Annotated in this window: 16 protein-coding genes; 8 read left to right on the top strand and 8 right to left on the bottom strand. The window is 61.0% G+C overall.

What is annotated here, in order from left to right:
* Positions 1 to 4: 4 nt before the first annotated feature.
* Positions 5 to 1,177 (bottom strand): isochorismate synthase, encoded by a 1,173-nt coding sequence (locus FEM41_RS12940; RefSeq protein ID WP_138096365.1) that lies wholly within the window; start codon positions 1,175 to 1,177, stop codon positions 5 to 7.
* A 211-nt stretch (positions 1,178 to 1,388) separates the two neighbouring features.
* Here FEM41_RS12940 and fepB point away from each other — a divergent pair, with 211 nt between their 5' ends.
* Positions 1,389 to 2,333, top strand: a complete 945-nt coding sequence (fepB, locus tag FEM41_RS12935) for a Fe2+-enterobactin ABC transporter substrate-binding protein (protein WP_138099192.1) — start codon at positions 1,389 to 1,391, stop codon at positions 2,331 to 2,333.
* Here fepB and entS read toward each other — a convergent pair.
* Complete coding sequence (gene entS, locus FEM41_RS12930) at positions 2,328 to 3,590, bottom strand: enterobactin transporter EntS (RefSeq protein ID WP_138096364.1); 1,263 nt, start codon at positions 3,588 to 3,590, stop codon at positions 2,328 to 2,330. The two genes, fepB and entS, sit on opposite strands and share 6 nt — an antisense overlap.
* A gap of 114 nt (positions 3,591 to 3,704) precedes the next feature.
* Between entS and fepD the strand changes: the two genes are divergently transcribed.
* From fepD to FEM41_RS12910, 4 genes are all read left to right on the top strand, one after another.
* A complete protein-coding gene (gene fepD, locus FEM41_RS12925) occupies positions 3,705 to 4,712 on the top strand; it encodes a Fe(3+)-siderophore ABC transporter permease (protein ID WP_138096363.1) in 1,008 nt (335 codons plus the stop codon).
* A gap of 59 nt (positions 4,713 to 4,771) precedes the next feature.
* A complete protein-coding gene (gene fepG, locus FEM41_RS12920) occupies positions 4,772 to 5,701 on the top strand; it encodes an iron-enterobactin ABC transporter permease (RefSeq protein ID WP_241666640.1) in 930 nt (309 codons plus the stop codon).
* Positions 5,698 to 6,489: an iron-enterobactin ABC transporter ATP-binding protein gene (fepC, locus tag FEM41_RS12915; RefSeq protein WP_138096361.1), complete on the top strand. Its 792-nt coding sequence runs from the start codon at positions 5,698 to 5,700 to the stop codon at positions 6,487 to 6,489. Before fepG ends, fepC begins: the two co-directional genes overlap by 4 nt.
* A gap of 78 nt (positions 6,490 to 6,567) precedes the next feature.
* Positions 6,568 to 7,290, top strand: a complete 723-nt coding sequence (locus FEM41_RS12910; RefSeq protein ID WP_138096360.1) for a GntR family transcriptional regulator — start codon at positions 6,568 to 6,570, stop codon at positions 7,288 to 7,290.
* On the opposite strand, the gene FEM41_RS12905 is transcribed toward FEM41_RS12910, so the two are convergent.
* On the bottom strand, positions 7,279 to 8,742 hold the full coding sequence (locus FEM41_RS12905) for an aldehyde dehydrogenase family protein (protein WP_138096359.1): 1,464 nt from the start codon (positions 8,740 to 8,742) through the stop codon (positions 7,279 to 7,281). The two genes, FEM41_RS12910 and FEM41_RS12905, sit on opposite strands and share 12 nt — an antisense overlap.
* A gap of 98 nt (positions 8,743 to 8,840) precedes the next feature.
* Between FEM41_RS12905 and FEM41_RS12900 the strand changes: the two genes are divergently transcribed.
* Positions 8,841 to 10,037 (top strand): mandelate racemase/muconate lactonizing enzyme family protein, encoded by a 1,197-nt coding sequence (locus tag FEM41_RS12900; RefSeq protein ID WP_206665528.1) that lies wholly within the window; start codon positions 8,841 to 8,843, stop codon positions 10,035 to 10,037.
* 47 nt (positions 10,038 to 10,084) lie between these two features.
* Here the strand turns inward: FEM41_RS12900 and FEM41_RS12895 are convergent, their stop codons facing one another.
* Positions 10,085 to 11,497 carry an MFS transporter gene (locus tag FEM41_RS12895; RefSeq protein WP_421804271.1) on the bottom strand — a complete coding sequence of 471 codons (1,413 nt, stop codon included), beginning with the start codon at positions 11,495 to 11,497 and terminating at the stop codon, positions 10,085 to 10,087.
* A gap of 102 nt (positions 11,498 to 11,599) precedes the next feature.
* A complete protein-coding gene (locus tag FEM41_RS12890; RefSeq protein ID WP_138096357.1) occupies positions 11,600 to 12,607 on the bottom strand; it encodes a zinc-dependent alcohol dehydrogenase in 1,008 nt (335 codons plus the stop codon).
* Between the two features lie 353 nt (positions 12,608 to 12,960).
* On the opposite strand from FEM41_RS12890, the gene FEM41_RS12885 reads away from it, so the two are divergent.
* A complete protein-coding gene (locus FEM41_RS12885; RefSeq protein ID WP_138096356.1) occupies positions 12,961 to 13,749 on the top strand; it encodes a DeoR/GlpR family DNA-binding transcription regulator in 789 nt (262 codons plus the stop codon).
* A 7-nt stretch (positions 13,750 to 13,756) separates the two neighbouring features.
* Here FEM41_RS12885 and FEM41_RS12880 read toward each other — a convergent pair whose 3' ends face one another.
* Positions 13,757 to 14,626 (bottom strand): class II fructose-bisphosphate aldolase, encoded by an 870-nt coding sequence (locus FEM41_RS12880; RefSeq protein WP_138096355.1) that lies wholly within the window; start codon positions 14,624 to 14,626, stop codon positions 13,757 to 13,759.
* Positions 14,627 to 14,653: 27 nt separating this feature from the next.
* Positions 14,654 to 15,541, bottom strand: coding sequence for a PfkB family carbohydrate kinase (locus FEM41_RS12875; RefSeq protein WP_138096354.1), 888 nt, complete (start codon positions 15,539 to 15,541; stop codon positions 14,654 to 14,656).
* Between the two features lie 190 nt (positions 15,542 to 15,731).
* Here FEM41_RS12875 and chaB point away from each other — a divergent pair, with 190 nt between their 5' ends.
* Complete coding sequence (chaB, locus tag FEM41_RS12870) at positions 15,732 to 15,962, top strand: putative cation transport regulator ChaB (protein ID WP_138096353.1); 231 nt, start codon at positions 15,732 to 15,734, stop codon at positions 15,960 to 15,962.
* 56 nt (positions 15,963 to 16,018) lie between these two features.
* Here the strand turns inward: chaB and FEM41_RS12865 are convergent, their stop codons facing one another.
* Entirely contained in the window at positions 16,019 to 19,948 is a 3,930-nt protein-coding gene (locus FEM41_RS12865; protein ID WP_138096352.1) for an enterobactin synthase subunit F, read from the bottom strand.
* Between the last annotated feature and the right edge of the window lie 5 nt (positions 19,949 to 19,953).

Here is a 19,953-nt window from a genome sequence, read left to right as displayed (position 1 = left end):
TTCCTCAGTTCAGTCCAAATACGTTGAGCATTGTCGATAGCTTGGTGCCGGTCTCATTCCACTCCGAAGTCGGGGATGAATCAGGCACGATGCCTGCCCCCGCGAACAGCCGAATCTGCTGTTCATACAGGCGCGCGCAGCGAATAGTCACCACCCACTCGCCGTTACCGGCGTCGTCGCACCAGCCGACAATGCCGCCAAAAAGTTCGCGATCGAAGGGCTCCAGTTCGCCTATCAGACGCTGGGCCACATCGTTCGGGAAACCGCTCAGGGCCGGGGTTGGATGCAGCAGGCAGGCCAGCGACAGCGCATTCTCGCGACCATCGCGCACCTGCCCCTCGATGGGGGTCGACAGATGCCACAGCTGCGGCGTGGTTATCAGTTCCGGCCGGTCCGGCAGCGCCAGATAAGAGACTCGCGGCGCCAGCACGTCACGCATGGCATCGGTCACCAGTTGATGCTCATGGCGATCCTTGCGGGAGTTCATCAGAGTCTGACCCACCGCTTTATCCTGTTCCGGGTCTGCGACCCGCTTCGCCGATCCCGCCAGCGGCAGCGAGCTAAAAGCATTGCCGTTCATCCGCAACAGCAGTTCCGGGCTGGCGCCCATCAGCGCCCCGCCGTCGGCCAGCGGCACGTGGAAGTTATAACTGGCAGGGTTCAGCGCAATCAGGCGCTGCATCAGCGCTTCCCGATCGACGGCGCTTTCGGTAGTAATGTCGATCAGCCGCGACAGCACCACTTTATCGATACCGGGCTGGCTGGTGGCATAAGCGGCGCGCGCCACCATCTCTTCAAAGACCGGTTGTTCCGGGATCTCCTTGCGCCCCGTCACCGCCGGTGCACAAAAAGCCGCCGGATCCCTTTTCTGGTAATTCGCGCGAGAGAACGTCGTCACCTGCTCCGGAATAAACAGCGATGACGGCTTACGGGTATCAAAGGGAATGGCGCCAACCGCGATGGGTCTGGCAATACCGGCAGCCCGCGCCGAGGCAAAGGCCTGGGCCAGGCGACGCTGGAACGCGCCTCGCGGATCCGCACCGTCGGCGGCGGGAAGCTCGAGAGAGGCGAAATGGCCGGATGTCGCCAGGCTTTTCCAGGGCGACATAAAGAAAAATCCATCGGTTGCTGGCACTGCAACCACCTGCTGCCTCTCCTCAGCCACGATAGTTTCCATTCAATCCTCCGTAGAAATGATAAGGAATTTGATAATTATTATCATTTGTATTTTGATGCGTAAGCTACGTTCTGAAACTCCGTCTGTCAACAAAGGTAAAAAATTTTTAACATTCCCATCCCTTGCACGCCGTCGCGCTTAGCATGAAAATGAGAAACATTATTAACAACAGCCACAGGATGCCCTTACCGTGAAATACACCCTTGCCGCTATGCTTGCGGTCTTGCAGATAACGATTGGCCTTTTCGCTGTCACCTCAAGCGCCAGCGCCGCTGTCTGGCCGCGTGAAGTGACCGATATCCGCGGTACTCACACCCTGTCCCAGGCGCCGCAGCGCATCGTCTCGACCAGCGTGACCCTGACCGGCTCGCTGCTGGCCATTGATGCTCCCGTGGTCGCCAGCGGCGCCACCACGCCCGGCAACCGCTTCGCCGATGCCCAGGGTTTCCTGCGTCAGTGGAGCAGCGTTGCGAAAGCCCGCCAGATCCAGCGTCTGTATATCGGCGAGCCCAGCGCCGAAGCGGTAGCGGCCCAGATGCCGGACCTGATCCTGATTAGCGCCACCGGCGGCGACTCCGCCCTGGCGCTCTACGATCAGCTTTCCACCATCGCCCCCACGCTTATCGTTAACTATGACGATAAGAGCTGGCAGGCGCTGCTGACCGAACTGGGACAGATAACCGGTCACGAGCAGCAGGCCAAAGCGCGCATCGACAGCTTCAACCAGCGGGTGGCGCAGCTTAAACAGCAGATAACACTGCCACCCCAGCCAGTGAGCGCGCTGGTCTTCAACCCGGCAGCCCATAACGCCAATCTGTGGACCCCCGCTTCGGCCCAGGGACAACTGCTCAGCCAGTTGGGATTTACCCTCGCCACGCCGCCAGCCAGCCTGCATACCAGCCAGAGCCAGGGCAAACGCAGCGATATCCTGCAACTGGGTGGTGAAAACCTGGCAAATGGCCTGAACGGCCAGAGCCTGCTGCTGTTCGCCAACGACGAACAGGACGCCGCAGCGCTGATGAAGGATCCGCTACTGGCGCATCTGCCAGCGGTGCAGCACCATCGGGTATGGCCGCTTGGCACCGAAACCTTCCGCCTCGACTACTACAGCGCCAGCCACCTGCTTGAGCGACTGGCGCAGCAGTTCAAATCATGATGCTTCTTCTACCGGCGTCTGCGCAGGCGCCTGGTAGAAACGCCGCAACTGGCTGAACAGCACCAGCACCAGTATCCCCGCCAGCGCTAACGCAAAACCGCTTACGCTGGCGGAACTGACCGGCGTCAGCGCCACGCCCATGCCCCCTAACAGCGCAGCGCCAATCGCATCGCCAGTCACGTTTTGCGCCGTCCACAGACCGTTAATACGGCCCAGCATCTGGTCCGGCGTCTGGGTCTGAATCAGGGTGTACTGCAACAGCGAACTGATGGCGCTCAGATAACCGAACAGCGCCAGACAGAAAGCGCCGCCCGCCCAGACCGGCATCAGGCTGAACAGCCCGACGGCCACAAAGGAGGCGATGGTCGCCCCCATCATCACCAGCCCCGGTCGCGCACAGTGGGCAATAGACCCGCTGGTCAGCGCCCCGATAGCCGCGCCGAGCGGCACCGCCGCATACAGCAGACCAATCTGCGATTCGCTCATCGACCAGTGTCCGGCCAGCGCCGGATAGAGCACCCGCACCGCGCTGGCCATGGTCAGCAGCGCGCCAATCAGCGCTACGCCCCCGACCAGCGGGTGGCTTAACAGAAAACGTAGCCCTTCCACCAGCGACCGCAGCGGATGCTGACGCGGCTGTTCCGGCGGCGGCTGGCGTGGCAGGCTCAGCAGCGGCAATAGCGTGATAAAGGTGCCCGCCGCCGCCAGACCATAGTTCCAGGCCACGCCGCCCCAGGCGAGCAGCAGACCGCCGAACATCGGCGAGATCACTGAACCCAGGCGCACCGTCAGCATGGTGATGGCCCCGGCCTGCATCAGGTTTTCGCGCCCCACCAGGCCAGGCGTCGCCGCCAGCAGCGCCGTCACGCCAATCGAGGCGAACAGCCCGTCCCAGATCCCCAGCAGGTAGATGGCGACCAGCGAGGGCTCCGGCAACATGGCATTCAGGCACAATCCAATAAAACCGATGCCGCAGGTGCTGCGGGCCAGCAGAATTAACCGCTTACGCTCATAGCGATCCGCCAGAACGCCGCCCGTCATCAGCCCCACAAACATCGCGCTGCCGGTAAGGGTGACAGCCAGCCCCACCTGCAAAGTGGAGCCCGTAAGCTGTTGGATCTGCACCGGCACGGCCACGCCGAGCAGTCCGAGAGAGAGAATAGAGATAAAACGCGCCAGGAATACCGCGCGGAAGGCGGGATGGCTTTTCAACAGGCTGAGATTCAGCCATAGAGAATGTTTAGAATTTTGCTTCATTACATGGCCTTATATAATTTTCCTTACCCGCTCCAGGGCTGCTCATGCTAACATAAACGAACAAGAGTGATAACGATAATAACTATCATTATCGAATTTTCAGGATTTGCGTTTATGTCGGCTTCTCGCTTGTCAGCACGCGGCGTTGTGCTGTTGAGCCTGGTAATAGTACTGGTGTTGATGGCGGCCCTGAGTCTGCTGATTGGCGCCCGTCCCCTCTCCCCTGATGTGGTATTACAGGCACTGGGCGGTCAGTGCCGCAGCGCCGATTGCGTTGTGGTGCTGGACGCCCGTCTTCCCCGTACCCTTGCCGGTCTGCTGGCAGGCGCTGCGCTGGGCGTCGCTGGCGCCTTAATGCAGACGCTTACCCGCAACCCGCTGGCCGACCCTGGCCTGCTGGGGGTCAACGCCGGCGCCAGCTTCGCCATCGTGCTGGGCGCCGCCATTGGGGGGATGTCCTCACCCATGTCGTTACTGGGCCTTGCTTTCGGCGGTGCACTGCTGGCCTCTGCTGTGGTAGCCCTGACCGGCAGCCAGGGCGGCGGTCAGCTAAGCCCGGTACGTCTGACCCTGGCGGGCGTGGCCCTCGCCGCCGTGCTGGAAGGCTTAAGCAGCGGTATCGCGCTGCTCAATCCGGTAGTTTACGACCAGTTACGCTACTGGCAGGCCGGTTCACTGGATATTCGTACCTTTTCCACTCTCAGGATTATTGCCCCAATGGTGGCCCTGGGGCTGGTCATGGCGATGCTGCTGGCCCGTGCGCTTAACAGCCTGAGTATGGGCAGTGATACCGCCACCGCCCTTGGCAGCCGGGTGGCGCGTACTCAAATCTTCGGACTGTTAACCATCGCCCTGCTGTGCGGCAGCGCCACCGCCCTTGTCGGCCCGATTGCCTTTATTGGTCTGATGATGCCCCATATGGCGCGCTGGCTGATCGGCCCCGATCACCGATGGTCGCTGCCAGTGACCCTGCTTGCCACCCCGTCGCTGTTGTTGGGCGCCGATATTCTGGGGCGCCTGCTGGTGCCCGGTGAGCTTCGGGTATCGGTGGTCAGCGCCTTTATCGGGGCGCCGGTATTGATCTGGCTGGTCCGCCGCAGGCGGTCGGGAGCGGCCATGTGAATCGTCTTTCTCCTCGTCTTATCGCCATACTGGCCCTGCTGGCCGCCCTGAGTCTGGGCATGGGGATCTGGAGTCTCGCCAGCGGCGCGGTTCCGCTTAGCGCCCGCCAGGTGCTGGACGCCCTGCTCGGCCAGGGGGCGCGTAATGTGTCGCTGGTAGTGGTGGAATGGCGTCTGCCGCGCGTGCTGATGGCACTGCTGGTCGGCGCGGCGCTTGGCGTGAGCGGCGCTATCTTCCAGTCGCTGCTGCGCAACCCGCTCGGCAGCCCGGACGTCATGGGCTTTAATACCGGCGCCTGGAGCGGCGTACTGGTGGCGATGGTGCTGTTCGGCAATCACTACACCGCCATTGCCTTTGCCGCCATGGCGGGCGGTATTCTGACCTCGCTGGTGGTCTGGCTGTTCGCCTGGCGCAACGGCATCGAAACCTTCCGCCTGATTATTATCGGCATCGGCGTGCGCGCCATGCTGGTGGCCTTTAATACCTGGCTGCTGCTTCAGGCTTCGCTGGAAACCGCCCTTTCCGCCGGCCTCTGGAACGCCGGTTCCCTGAACGGCCTGACATGGGGCAAAACCCTGCCCGCAGCGCCGCTGATTGTTCTGATGCTGGTAGCAGGCGCCCTGCTGGTACGCCGGATGCGAATTATGGAGATGGGCGACGATACCGCCAACGCGCTGGGGATTTGTGTTGAACGTTCACGTGTACTGCTGATGCTGGTGGCGGTTCTGCTTACCGCCAGTTCCGTAGCGCTGGCCGGGCCAGTCTCCTTTGTGGCGCTGGTGGCCCCCCATATCGCCCATCGACTGAGCGGCACCGCGCGCTGGGGATTACTGCAGGCCGGGGCCTGTGGCGGCGTGCTGCTACTGGCGGCGGATCTGTGCGCCCAGCGCCTGTTTATGCCCTACCAGCTTCCTGTAGGTGTGGTCACCGTCAGTATCGGCGGCCTCTACCTTATTGCCTTGTTGATTCAGGAGTCCCGCAAAAGATGACCACAGCAACCCGACTGCGCGGCGAACAGCTTCGGCTGGGCTACGGTAAACAGATTGTGGTGGATAACCTTAGCGTCACCATTCCGGAAGGGAAGTTTACCGCCATTATCGGTCCTAACGGCTGCGGTAAATCGACGCTGCTGCGCACCCTGAGCCGCCTGATGAAGCCGATGCACGGCCATGTCTGGCTCGACGGCGAGCAGATCCAGAACTTCAATACCAAAGAGGTGGCCCGGCGTATCGGCCTGCTGGCCCAGAATGCCAGCGCGCCGGGCGATATCAGCGTACGCGAACTGGTCGCCCGCGGGCGCTACCCCCACCAGCCGCTGTTTTCACGCTGGAGCCAGAAGGATGAAGAGGCCGTGGTTCAGGCCATGCAGGCCACTGCCATAGAGTCACTGGCCGACCAGCCGGTGGATACCCTGTCCGGCGGCCAGCGCCAGCGTGCCTGGATAGCCATGGTACTGGCCCAGCAGACCGAAATCATGCTGCTGGACGAACCCACCACCTGGCTCGATATCAGCCACCAGATCGATCTGATGGAACTTCTGAGCGAGCTTAACCGCAATCAGGGCTACACCCTGGCGGCGGTACTGCACGACCTGAACCAGGCCTGCCGCTACGCCACGCACCTTATCGCCCTGCGCGAAGGGGCCATCATCGCCGAAGGAGCGCCGAAAGAGATCGTCACCGCAGAACTTATCGAGCGCATCTATGGGCTACGCTGCATGATTATTGAGGATCCGGTGGCCGGTACCCCTTTGGTGGTGCCGCTGGGGCGGGGGTAACACCCTGGCCGCTTACCTCTCCGGGGTAAATAGTGTATTTTTACCGGGACTTCCCACACAACAGAACGAACGACGCTAATGACAGGTTCCCGCACCAGCCCGATTCCTCTCTATATTCAGATTGCCGACGCCATGCGTCGCCGCATCGCGCAGGGGATCTGGTCTGGCGGCGCGCTCATTCCTTCGCTGGAACAGCTGGCGCAGGAGTTCCAGGCCTCACGGGTGACGGTACGTCAGGCAGTGCAAATGCTTACTGGCGAAGGACTACTGCATCCCCAGCGCGGTAAGGGAACCCGGGTTAGCGGTGAACTACCGCAGCCGCTGCCGGTAAGCGTCGTCACCTCGCTGGACCAACTGAGCGCCAGCTTCCGCGCCACCACGCCCGAACTGCTGCAGATCGAAGAAGGTACTCAGAGACCGGGACTTCAGGAGGGGGACGGTAACCTGGCGGAAAGCTATGTCTATATGAAGCGTCTCCACGTCCGGGATAACGCCCCCTACTGCATTATCTCCCTCTATCTGGATACCCAGATATTTCATACCGCTCCCCAACGCTTTCGCCAGCAGACCGTCATTCCGCTACTGCTGGAACAGCACCGCGATCGTATTCACCACGCGCGCCAGATTCTGACCCTGGGCGAAAGCGACAGTGAAACCAGCCACCTGCTGCACATGCCGCTGCACGCCCCGGTGGCTTATATCCGCCGCATCTTTACCGACGCGGCGGGAGTGGTGGTCTATTTTGCCGATGTCACCTACCGCGGCGATGCGCTGCGGCTGGAAATGACGCTAACGCCCTGATGACTGGAAGCGGTTATAGACCGCGTGTTCAGTCATATAGAAGCGAAACGCGTCTGGCCCCACCGAATGCTCGCCAACGCCGGAGTGTTTCACGCCACCAAACGGCATATGGTTATCGGGAACGCTGCCGTGGTTGATATGCAGCATGCCGGTCTCACATTCTCGGGCGAAACGTTCGATCAGTTGGTTATCCTGGCTAAACAGCGCCGCGGTCAGGCCATACTCCACATCATTGACGATCGCCAGCGCCTCATCGAAAGTGCTGTAGCGCTGCACGGTGATAACCGGGCCAAAGATCTCCTCTCTGGCAATAACCATGTGCGGCGTCACCCCGGTCAGCAGGGTCGGAGCATAGAAGAAGCCTTCCGGCGCCTGAGGCGGGCTCAGCGCCTCCGCGCCGCAGATCAGGGTAGCGCCATCGTCAAGCGCCTGCCGCACCATCGCGCTCACCTTTTGCAGATGGGCGTCGTGGATTAGCGGCCCCAGCGTCACCCCCTGCTGTAACCCATCCCCCGCCACCAGAGTCTGTAGCCGCGCCTTTAGCCCGGCCACAACCTCGTTTTCCCGTTCCGCAGGCACCAGAACCCGACTGATGCTGGTACAACGCTGACCGCTACAGGCCAGTGCAGCGCCGCTAATGGCATCCAGCGTCTGGTCCATATCATCGGTATCATGAATAATGGCAGCGTTTTTCCCCCCCAGTTCCAGCGAAACCCGGGCCAGATGCTGCGCCGCCCCCTGGTAAATCTGGCGTCCCACCGCTACGGAGCCGGTAAAGGTGACGCCGTCCACCCCCGGATGACCCACCAGCGCCGCCCCCACTTCCCCCTGACCTGCAATCAACTGAAGCAGTCCGTCCGGCAGGATATCCCGGGCGCACTCCGCCACCAGGCAGGCCGCGGCCGGGGTATATTCCGACGGTTTCAGGATAATGGCATTGCCGAACAGCAAGGCCGGCGCCAGCTTGCGCATGGGCGTCAGTATCGGGAAGTTCCAGGGGGTAATGGCAGCAACCACCCCCAGCGGGCGCCAGCGGATGCTATTGGTGAATCCCGGACGGGCCGTCGGCATCACGCGCCCCTGCTCCGAACAGGCAAACGCCGCCATCATGCGCGCTTCGGCACAGGATTTATCCACCTCTCCCAGCGCCTCGTCCCAGGGCTTCCCCTGCTCCAGCACAATGGCCCGGGCAATCTCCTCTCTGCGCAGTGCAATGGCGTCGATAAAGCGCTGAACCTGCCCGACACGCTGAATCTGCGGTACTTCCCGCCACTGACGCTGCGCCTGGCGGGCCAGCGCCACCACTTCATCCAGCTGTTCCGGCGCCGTAAAACGATACTCCCCCACCGCCCGGCCTGGATGCGCAGGATTATGGGTGTGCCACAGCTGGCCCGCCGCTGACTGGCGCTGACCTGCGGTAAAATTATGGAAAACATAGCGATAGTCGCTCATAGCCTCTCCTGTCACTGCGAATTGTTCGCGGAAAACGCGCTAAAAACCATAAAGTACTATAAACCATACTTTACAACTATTAATCACCAGGATATAGGTTGACGGGTAACCACATCATCCTGCTTAACGAGGTACTTTCTATGCCCGAACACGCCCCCCTGTTCACCCAACGCGATGCCGCCTTTACCCTGGATCGCATCGAAACCTTTATTCTGCGCTACCCACTCCGTGAGCCGGTCCGCACCTCTTTCGGGGTAATGCACAGCCGCCCGGCGCTGCTGGTTCGGGTGACCGATCACCATGGCGCCACCGGCTGGGGCGAGGCCTGGTGTAACTTTCCGGCCTGCGGCGCCGAACATCGCCAGCGGCTCATCGATGATGTTTACGCCCCGCTGCTGCGCCATCGTGCCTTTGAGCATCCGGCCATGCTCTTTGAACAGGCCAGCCGTCAGACCACGGTCCTTGCCATTCAGTCCGGCGAACCGGGCCCGATGTCCCAGGCGCTGGCCGCTATCGATATGGCGGTCTGGGATATGTGCGCCCGCCGCAGCCACCAGCCCTTGTGGCGTTATCTGAACGGCCACCGGGATCGCATCCCGGTTTACGCCAGCGGTCTGAACCCCACCGGCAGCGACGCCCTGGTGGAAGAGAAGCGCCAGGCAGGATACCAGGCCTTTAAGCTGAAGGTCGGTTTCGGCCACGACCAGGATCTTCAGACGGTCTCCCATATCCGCAGCCTGATCGGAGAACAGAGCCTGCTGATGCTGGACGCCAACCAGGCCTGGACGTTCGACGACGCCCTGACGATGGCGGAACAGCTGGCCACCTGGCGCCCGGAATGGCTTGAAGAGCCGATGAGGGCCGATACCCCCCTCGCCCGCTGGCGACAGCTGGCTGAACACAGCCCAATTCCGCTGGCGGGCGGTGAAAACCTGACTGGTACAGAGGCATTTAACAACGCCATGGACTGCTGGCTGAAGATTGTCCAGCCCGATACAGCAAAATGGGGCGGCGTCAGCGGCGTTATGCAATTGATTCCCGACATTCAGCGCCGCGGCCTGCGCTACTGCCCTCACTATCTGGGCGCCGGGATCGGCCTGCTGGTCTCGGCTCACCTGCTGGCCGCCAGCGGCGGCGACGGTATGCTGGAGATCGACGCCAATCCCAATCCATTACGTGAATGGCTATGCGGTCCCCTTGCCAGACTCCAGGCGGGCCACGCTCAACTGGGCGACGCGCCGGGTATTGGTATCACGCCGGATATAGAACAGCTGCAGCGCCAGCTTCCCCACTAATTCCCCCAGCAGGGCAGCCGCAAGGGTTGCCCTGTCCGGATAATCGGTTACCCGGTCATAGCCCGGTTTCCGGGCAGCGAGCTGGCGTCAGCCACAGCCTCCTCTCCTTTGTTTTTAATCATCCAGACGCACAGCAGCGACAGCAGCGACACCGCTACAAAATAGCTGGCCACATACCAGGGCGCCCCGTCACCCGCCGCCAGCAGCAGCGCGGCGATCAGCGGCGTCATGCCGCCGGGGATCGCAGAGAACTGATAGGCCACGGAAAGTCCGGTATAACGCACCTGGGTAGAGAACATATTGGCGTACATGGTGGGCTGCACGGCGAACATCGCCGTCGGCCCCAGGTTATAGCCAATAATCATCGCCAGCGCGATCAGCAGCGGATCGCCGGTGTTAAGCAACATAAAGAAAGGGAAGGCAAACAGCGCGCAGAAAGCAGCGCCAAACAGATAGACCCGGCGCAGCCCCACCTGATCGGAGATCCAACCCGACAGCGGGCAGACGATAAGCCCTATGGCGGAAGCCAACAGCATGCTGTTCAGGGGAATACTGCGATCCATCGCCAGCTGGCTCGCCAGATAGGCGATCCCAAAGGCATTAATGATGTTGGAGGAGACCGCCTCCACCAGCCGGGCGCCGAATGCCAGCATCACCCCTTTAAGGTGCTGGCGAAGTAACAGGACCAGCGGAATGCTCTCTTTAGGCTTGCTCGCCGACGGTTCACGCTGCGCCATCGGCGTCTCCAGAATCTTCTGCCGGTCGTGGCGCTTCACTTTTTTGACCTGTTTAAAATCGGCGGTCTCTTCGATATTGACCCGGATATACATGCCCACCAGCAGCATCACGGCCGAGAGCAGGAACGGAATACGCCAGCCCCATGCCATAAACTGCTCTGCCGTCAGCAGATAATTACAGAGTGCGAACACGCCAGTGGCCAGCATGATACCGGCGCAGGAAGCCGTCTGCGGTATCGAGCAAAAGAAGCCGCGCCGCTTTTCCGGTACCGATTCAAAGGTCATCAGCGCCGCACCGCCGTACTCTCCGCCCAGACCGACCCCCTGAATCAGCCGAATAACCATCAGCATGATCGGCGCCCAGATCCCCACCTGCTGCCAGGTGGGCAGCAGACCAATCAGGAAGGTCGAGACCCCCACGATAGACAGCGTCCAGATCAGGGTCACCTTTCGGCCAATCAGATCGCCAAAATGGCCGAATATTAATCCGCCCAGCGGGCGGGAAACAAAGCCGACGCCAAAGGCGGCAAAGGCGGCTATGGTCCCGACCATGGCGTTTTCCGCCGGGAAAAACAGCGAATTAAACACCAGACCGGCGGCGGTGCCAAAAATAAAGAAGTCATACCATTCCAGCAGTGCTCCCATAAAACTGGCAATCACCACCCTTCTGCGTGCGACATGCTCCGGCACCCCTGTGCCGAAGGCTTTCTCTTTAACTGACATAATGGGTTCCTTTTCAGCCATCACCGTGAAACATCGCATGATGAGAGCGCACATAACCTTATGAACAAAGGGGCAAACGCCCCACTCACCACCGCGTTTCCGTTAGCGTCCGAATTCGATAAGCACTTTGATCGACGTTGGCGTCTGCGCCCGTTCAAACGCCTGCGGAGCCTGGGATACCGGAAAAATATCGGTGATCAGATCCCGGGTATCGAACAGCCCCTGAGAGAGCCAGCTGATGGCGGCCTCGAAATCTTCCGGCACGTACATACCGGAACTGACCAGGCTGCGTTCAAAGCGCTGCATATGGGCCAGCGGGATTTCGCAGTTGCCGCGTGGCACCCCCATGCAGACGACGGTGCCGCCCGGCTCAACCTTCAAACAGGCCTCCATAATGGTGGCGGGCGCCGCCACCACGTCGATAACGCCGCTGAAACTCTCGTCTTCTGCCAGTTTCCCGGGGGCCACCACCCGTTGGGCTCCGAGTTTCAATGCCAGCGCCCGTTTTCGTTCATCCGGCTCCACCACCGCGATCTCCCTGGCCCCAACGATTCTCAGGGCCTGGATGATCGACAGACCGATAGTGCCCGCACCAATGACCAGCACCCTGTCACGCTGACTTTCCGGTAGCCGGGTCACGCAGTGGTGAGCACAGGCCACCGGTTCGGCAAAGGCCAGCACCTTCATGGGCAGCTCCGGCGGCGCTTTATGCAGGTTTCGGGCGGGCACCACCATGCTGGAACGGGCGAACCCCGGAATCCGAAAACCCGCGACCCTTGGGGGAAAGCAGAGGTTAAAACGTCCACTCCGACATGCCGGGCAGTCGAGGCAAGGCATGATCGGGTCGACAACCACATTGTCCCCGGGGCGCAGGTGGGTCACGTCGGCGCCGGTTTCGCTGACCACGGCGGCAATCTCATGGCCCGGCACGATAGGCGGTTTTCCCACCGGGTGGTGCCCCTTCAGCACATGGAGATCGGAACCGCAGATCCCCAGAAAGCGCGTGACGATCCTGACCTCATCGGGCTGAAGCGGCTCATCCGGCTGCTCTTTTTCTTCCGTCATCACCCTGTTGACATCAGGCAGAAAAACGCGGGTTACTGAATGCATAGCGATGTACTCCATCGGTGTAGGGTTGAGGGAACCGCCACCGGCTCCCGGAATTCAGCAAACTGTCACAGTTCGTCACCACTGGCGGACAATCTGGCGATGTGAAGTGATATTATTTGTAATATTATGGAATTTTAGTGACATCACTCACGATAGCAGACAATTAACAATCGCTGCTTTTTTATTCTGTGATCCTACCGGCAAAGCCAGACAATCCGGCATGTAACAGGAAGATTTAACCCAATTTTCGGAAAGCAAAGTGCCAGGCAGGCAGCTAATCTGATGACAGGATCGCAATAAGAGACGTCATTTTTTGTATAAAATAGTTCACAGATGAACAGGAGGAGAGAGGCATGCAGTTGCAGGAGCTCACGGGCAACCCCCGGCACGACAGACTGGTTACCCTGGTTCTTGAGCGGGGCTATATGAATCATGACGATCTGGCGAAGATTCTGGAGGTCTCGGTACAGACCGTGCGCCGGGACATCCGCAAACTGAGCGAACTGGGGCTTATCTCACGCCACCACGGCGGCGCAGGTCGCCCTTCCAGCGTCAGCAATATCGCCTTTAAAGATCGCGAATTTAGCGCGATGAAAGAGAAAGTGATGATAGCCAGGAGCATCGCCAGCCAGATTCCGGACGGCTGCACTCTGTTTATCACCACCGGCACCAGCGTGGAGTATGTCGCGAAAGCGCTGGAAGTACGCAGCCATCTGCGGATTATTACCAACAGCCTGCGGGTGGCGAATGTGCTGTATCAGAACAGCAGTTTTGAGGTCATGGTGCCAGGCGGCACGCTACGTCCGGCCAATGGCGGTATCGTTGGTCCCGCCACGCTCGCCTTTATTGAAAACTTCCGGGCGGATTATCTGATAACCAGCGTAGGGGCTATTGAACAGGATGGCAGTCTGATGGAGTTCGACGTTAACGAAGCCACCATTACCCGGGCGATGATGGCCAATGCCCGGCATATTTTCCTTGCCGCGGACGCCTCGAAATTTCGCAGCGCCGCAGCGGTTAAGCTTGGCACAATCAATACCCGCATGACGCTCTTTACCGACCAGCCTCCTCCGGAAGCCATTGAGGCACTGCTGTTACAGCAGCAGGCATCGGCCGTGATCGCCACAGCCGACAATGAGTAACAGAGCGTTACACGCGCCGGGCGGAGCCAAACAGGGTCATCAGCCGCGCAACGTGCTGGCGCGTCTCTTCCACCACCAGCAGCGGAACCTCGTGATACCAGGGCTCATCGCTGGCATTGACCTGCTGCTTTATCAGCTCCGCCAGCGACTGCGACAACAGGGTAAAGTAGTTCAGTTTGCGGATACCGCAGGCGATGGCTTCCTGATACGCCTCATCGCACAATCCCGAACCGCCGTGCATCACCAGCGGCGCATCCACGGCGTCGCGAATCGCCCGTAGCCGGTCAAACTCCAGTCGCGGCGCTTCGCGATAGATGCCGTGGCCGGTGCCAAACGCCACCGCCAGGGCATCCACCCCGGTTTCACGCCAGAAGTGGCGCGCGGCCTCCGGCGTAGTCAGATGGCACTCTTCAAGCACCGGTGCCGCCACGGCCTGTTCCGGCTCATCGCCGGTCTCAGCATTAGCGACATGGCCTACCTCCCCCTCTATCGATACGCCGTGCTGGCGGGCCAGCGCAACGGCTTCGCGAGTCTGGTGAATATTATCATCAAGGGACAGCACCGAGCCGTCGAACATAATGGAACTGTAGCCCGCCGCGATGGCGCGCTGGCAAACCTCCAGCGATTTTCCGTGATCGAGGTGAATGACCACCGGCACCGTCGCCTCCTGCGCCAGATACCGTAGCGCTACTCCCATAATCTCCGGCGGCGTAAACCGAAACTGCCCCTGTCCCTGGCTAAGGATCACCGGCGAGCGCTGCTGCTCAGCCGCCAGAATCACCCCCCTGGCCATATTGATATCGACAACATTAAACGCCCCGACCGCATATCCCTTCGCAGATGCATCATCCAGAACTTCGCGCAACGTCACTAACATAGTTCCACCTTTTCAGATATGGAGAGTTTATTGCAGAAAGCGCTCGAGCTGCTCTCTACCTGGAATACCTTCTCGCCCGCCCCGGGAAGTGCACTTCAGGGCCGCCGCCGCGCTGGCGAACCTTAATGCCCGGGCCACGCCTTGCCCTTCTCCGATGGCCACCGCCAGCGCCCCATGAAAAACGTCACCGGCGCCGCTGGTGCTAACGCAGGCAACGGAAAATGCCGGAATATGGCGCAGTTCGCCGTTATCCAGCCAGTAACAGCCCTCTTCGCCGCGGGTCACGCAGACCACAGCCGCCGTCGACTTTTGGGCCACGCGCAGCGCCTTTTCCGGCGTCTCTTCCCCCGTGAACTGCTGCAACCCCGGCCACGAAAAGGCCAGATAGTCGCCCAGTGCAACCAGCTCATTCATCCGCGATGCCCCAAGGTCGAGATCGAGAACACCGGGAATACCGCGCGCTCTGGCCTGTTGCAGCAGAAACAGGGCGCCTTCCGGCCAGGACGTGTCGCACAGCAGGCAGTCAACGCCGTCCAGCATTTCCGGCCGCAGCCAGTCGCTACCGGTCGGCAAGCAGGCATCCCGAAAGACAGTAATTTGTCGCTCTCCCGCCCCGTCGACATGAACGACGGCATGTGAGGAAGCTGCACCCGGGAAGCGCCGGAGATAGCCGGTATCGACCCCCCATGATTCCAGCTCGCGCGCAATACAGGCGCCGTTGTTATCCTTCCCCAGGCGACTGACCAGACTGACGTCGGCCTCCAGGCGTCGGGCCGCCACGGCCGCCGTCGCCGCTACACCCCCCCCTTCTTCAAAATAACCGCGTGCAAAATATTTCGTGGCCTGACTGGGGATACTCTCCACTTCGAAGTAGCGATCCCAGACGGCATTTCCCAGACAAAGGATCCTGGCCATAGCACACCACCCGTTGAGCTCACACCTGCGCTGGCAGCGTGTGTAATATTTATTACATTAACGAATGATATTTGTAATTTAAAGTAATTTAAGTGACAAAAATCACGAATAAGCAAGATTCAGGAAGAGATGGAAACAAGCCCTCGCTTCAACCACACTTAGCCCATGTCTAAATAAAGAGGGGTCAGCCATGCCATACCAGACCAAAAGCGACTTACCGGACAGCGTTCAGAACGTGCTGCCCGCACACGCGCAGGAGATCTACAAAGAGGCTTTTAACAGCGCCTGGGATCAGTACAAAGACCCGGAGGATCGTCGCGACGATGCCAGCCGGGAAGAGACGGCGCATCGCGTCGCCTGGGCTGCGGTCAAAAACGATTATCAAAAGGGCGATGATGATAAATGGCACAAGAAAAAGTAACCGATAAAAAACGGGCGGCCTGAGCCGCCCGTTTTACTTTTGCCAGTGCTGCCGGGTTAATCCAGCGCCAGTACCTTTTGCAGTACCGGGCCGATATGGCTAAAGGCGTCCGGGGCGATAATATCCACATGGGCGCAGTCCACCGGGAAGACGTCCAGCTCACTCACCCACGGCGCCCAGGCTGCCTGGGGCTCAAGGCCCGGCGTCAGGGTTCGTTCGGCGACAAACAGCGTCGCTTTACCGTCGAAGTGCGCGCTGTGGGCGCTGGTCAGCAGACGCACCGCATCGCCGTAGTTGCCTTCTATGGCCGCAAACAGCGCATCAGATCCCTGCCCCTGCTGGGCGGCGATAAAGGCTTCACGCTCGCGCTCAATCTCCGCCAGTACGGCGGGATCCAGTTCGTTTGCCCCTTTCTCTTCCCAGTTCTGAGTCTCCGGCGGCCAGGTATCAAGCAGCCCCAGGAAGGCCACCTCTTCCCCCGCCTGGCGCAGGCGTGCGGCAATGCCCTGCGCCAGGGTTCCCCCCAGCGAGTAGCCCATCAGGTAATAAGGCCCCTGGGGCTGACTGGCGCGCAGGGTCTGTAAATGCTGCTCGCAGACCCGATCCAGATTCGCCGCCTGCTGCATCGGCCCTTCCGGGCGCGGCGACTGAATACCCATAATCGACCAGCACGGATCCAGCCAGCGCGTCAGCACGCTGAACTGCCAGGCAAAGCCGGAAGCCGGATGGAAGCACCACAGAGTCGGGCCATCTGCCTTGCGCAGCGGTAACAGAGTCTCGAAACCGGCGCGACTGGCCTGCTCTTCATCCTGTTCTGTAAGCAACGCGGCCAGCCCTTCCACCGTCGACGCCACCATCACCTGCCCCACGGTCACCGGACGACCCAGCTCGCGCTTAAGCTGCGCCGCCAGCCGCATCGCCAGCAGTGAATGCCCCCCCAGGGCAAAGAAATCGTCCCGGGCCGAATTGACCTCGCATTCCAGCAGACGGGCGAAGGCATCCGCCACCGTGCGCTCCAGACCGGGCGCTGGCGCCCGACCGCCACTGCTTTGGGCCAGTTGAGGCAGCGGCAGCGCTTTCCTGTCCAGCTTACCGTTAGCGCTGAGCGGGAAGGCATCTAACTGCACCAGCGCCACCGGCACCATATGGGGCGGCAGTTGCTGCTGTAGCTGTTCGCGCAGCGGCCCGACATCGAGCGTCGCGCCAGAAGCCGACACCAGGTATCCCACCAGCTGTCGGGCATCGCCGCCGCTGGCCGCCCCCGGGTTCAGCACGCAGGCGTGGGTCACGGCCCGGGCGACGTCCGGCAGTCCCTGCATCACCCGATCGATCTCGCCCAGCTCAATACGCTGACCGCGCAGCTTAAGCTGATCGTCGCTACGCCCCAGATACTCCACGGCGCCATTCGGCAACCAGCGCGCCACATCGCCGGTTCGGTACATCCGCTCGCCAGGAGCAAAGGGATCGGCGATAAAACGGCTGGCCGTCAGGTCCGGGCGCGACAGATAGCCCTGCGCCAGTTGAATGCCGGTCAGGTAGAGATCCCCGGCAATACCCGGCGCCACGGGCTGCATATCGCCATCCAGGATGCGCAGCCCGGTATTCCAGACCGGCCAGCCAATCGGCACGCTGCTGCCGCTTACCGCGGCAAGATGTTCGCCGTAAGCGGGATACCAGCTCACATCCACCGCCGCTTCGGTCGGACCGTAGAGGTTATGCAGCGGCGCCCCGGTCAGTCGCTCCCATTCGCGGCAAAGGTCGGCAGGCAGCGCTTCGCCGCTACAGAAGACCCGCCGCAGGCTGGCACAGCAGGCAATGGCCTGCTCATCACCCAGCGCCGCCACAAAGGCCGACAGCATCGACGGTACGAAGTGGGTCGTGGTGACCTGCCAGCGGGCGAACAGCTGCTGCAACGCCTGGGGATCGCGGTGCGCTTCCGGCGGCGCCATCACCAGCCGGGCCCCCACCATCAGCGGCCAGAAAAATTCCCAGACCGAGACATCAAAGCTGCACGGCGTTTTCTGCAGCACCACGTCATCGGAACCCATCGGGTAGTGATTCTGCATCCACAGCAGGCGATTCACGATAGCCTGCTGCCCCACCATCACCCCTTTCGGGCGACCAGTAGAGCCGGAGGTGAAGATCACATAGGCCGTGTGTTCCGGACGTGACAGTTCAAGCCGGTCCTGACTGACTTCGCCTCCGAGCGGCTGGGTCAGGCGCAGCGCCGTCAGCCCAGGCAGATCGGCGAAGCGCTCAGCCTGCAAATCATCGGTAATGATCAAACGCGGCGCGGCATCTTCCAGCATCATGCGCAGCCGCTCATCCGGATAGCCAGTATCCAGCGGCAGCCACGCGGCCCCCACTTCAACAATGGCCTGCAAAGCCAGCGACAGAAAGACCGAGCGCGGCTGTGCCACCGCCACGATATCGCCAGGCTGAACCCCCTGCTCAATCAACTGGTGGGCCAGCAGCAACACCTGCTGACGCATTTCACGATAGCTAAACTGCCAGTCATCATCCGCCAGCGCCGGTGCATCCGGCGTTAACTGCGCCTGACGGGCGATAAACTGACTCAGGGTGCCGGGTTCCAGCGTCTGTTCGGTGGCGTTCACCCGCTCAATCAGCGCTTTTTCATCGTCGTGCATCACCCCAGCCTGACGACAGGGTAGCTGCGGGTCCCGGGCCAGTTGCTTTATCAACAGCGGCAGACGCGCAATATGGCGCGCCAGAACGTCGGCGTCATAGCGCTGGTTATTGGCCAGGACTTCCATCGACAGTTCACCCTGCTCCCCCAGATACAGCGCGATCTCCAGATCCCGTACCGGGCCGGACGCAAGCTGATGGGTAATCCCTTCAATACCGTCGAAATCCAGACGGTAGTCGAACATTTTCAGGTTAATCACCGGACCGTAGAGCGGTTCGCCATCCGCCACCCTTCCTGTATCGCGCTGTACCTGTTCGGCGTCGTAGCGCTGGTGGCGACGCAGTTTCTTCATCTGCTGCGCCAGGTCGGCGGCAAGGGAGGTCAGCGTGGCATCGGGGGCGATACGCACCGCATAAGGCAGCACGTTCAGCACCGGTCCGGTGGCGCACAGCGCCGCTGAACCAATGCGGCGCATAAAGATAAAACCGGCGGCGAATTCGGCCCGGTTGCTAAGACGCCCCAGCCACAGGGAAACCAGCGCCAGCGCTATATCGGCGCCGGAAAGCTGCTGGTCCTGGCCCTGGGTCGTCAGATGGCGGAAATCCTCATGATCGAAGGCTATCTTGTGGCGAATCAGTTGGGTGGTAGAGCCCTGACCGCTCAGGGGCAATTCAGACAGCGAGGCCGGTGGCGGCAACTGGCTTGTCTGTTCCGCCCAGAATGCCGCATCGCGCTGCCAGGCGGGAGCCTGACGGTAACGCTGATACTCCTCCACCACTTCACGGAACGGTATAAACGGTGAGGGTTCCGGCGCCTCCTGACGGCACAGCGCGCTATAGATATTGGCGATGCGCCGGGTGATGGCGGTAAAGCTAAAGCCGTCCACCACCATATGGTGATAGCGCTGATACCAGTACCAGCGCTGGTCGCCAATACGCAGCAGTTGGTGATGATAGAGCGGCTTGCCGCTGGCGAGCCGTAAATCCGCAGAGAGATCCTGATGCATCCGCTCTCTGGCCGCGGCGATGGGATCGTCACAGCCGCGGAGATCCACAACTTCCGGCGCATCGAAACGGAAATCGTCATCAATCCACTGAATCGCCTCGCCGTCGCGCTCGCCAAAGCGCATGCGCAGGGTATCCGCCTCCGCCATACCTTCCAGAATCGCCCGGGACAGCAGCGCGCTGTTCACGTCACCGTTCAGTTCTACATAGTGAGCCACACTCCAGGCATTGGCCTGGGGCGAAAGCTGATCCGCCATCCAGATTCCAGGCTGGGCTGCCACCAACGGCATTTCATTTTGGGTAATCACGGGCGTAATGACCTCTGAGTCTGTCATGCGTT

It is taken from the genome of Jejubacter calystegiae (assembly GCF_005671395.1).
In the GTDB taxonomy this organism is placed as follows: Bacteria; Pseudomonadota; Gammaproteobacteria; order Enterobacterales; family Enterobacteriaceae; genus Jejubacter; species Jejubacter calystegiae.
This window is presented reverse-complemented; position numbering and strand designations above follow the sequence as displayed.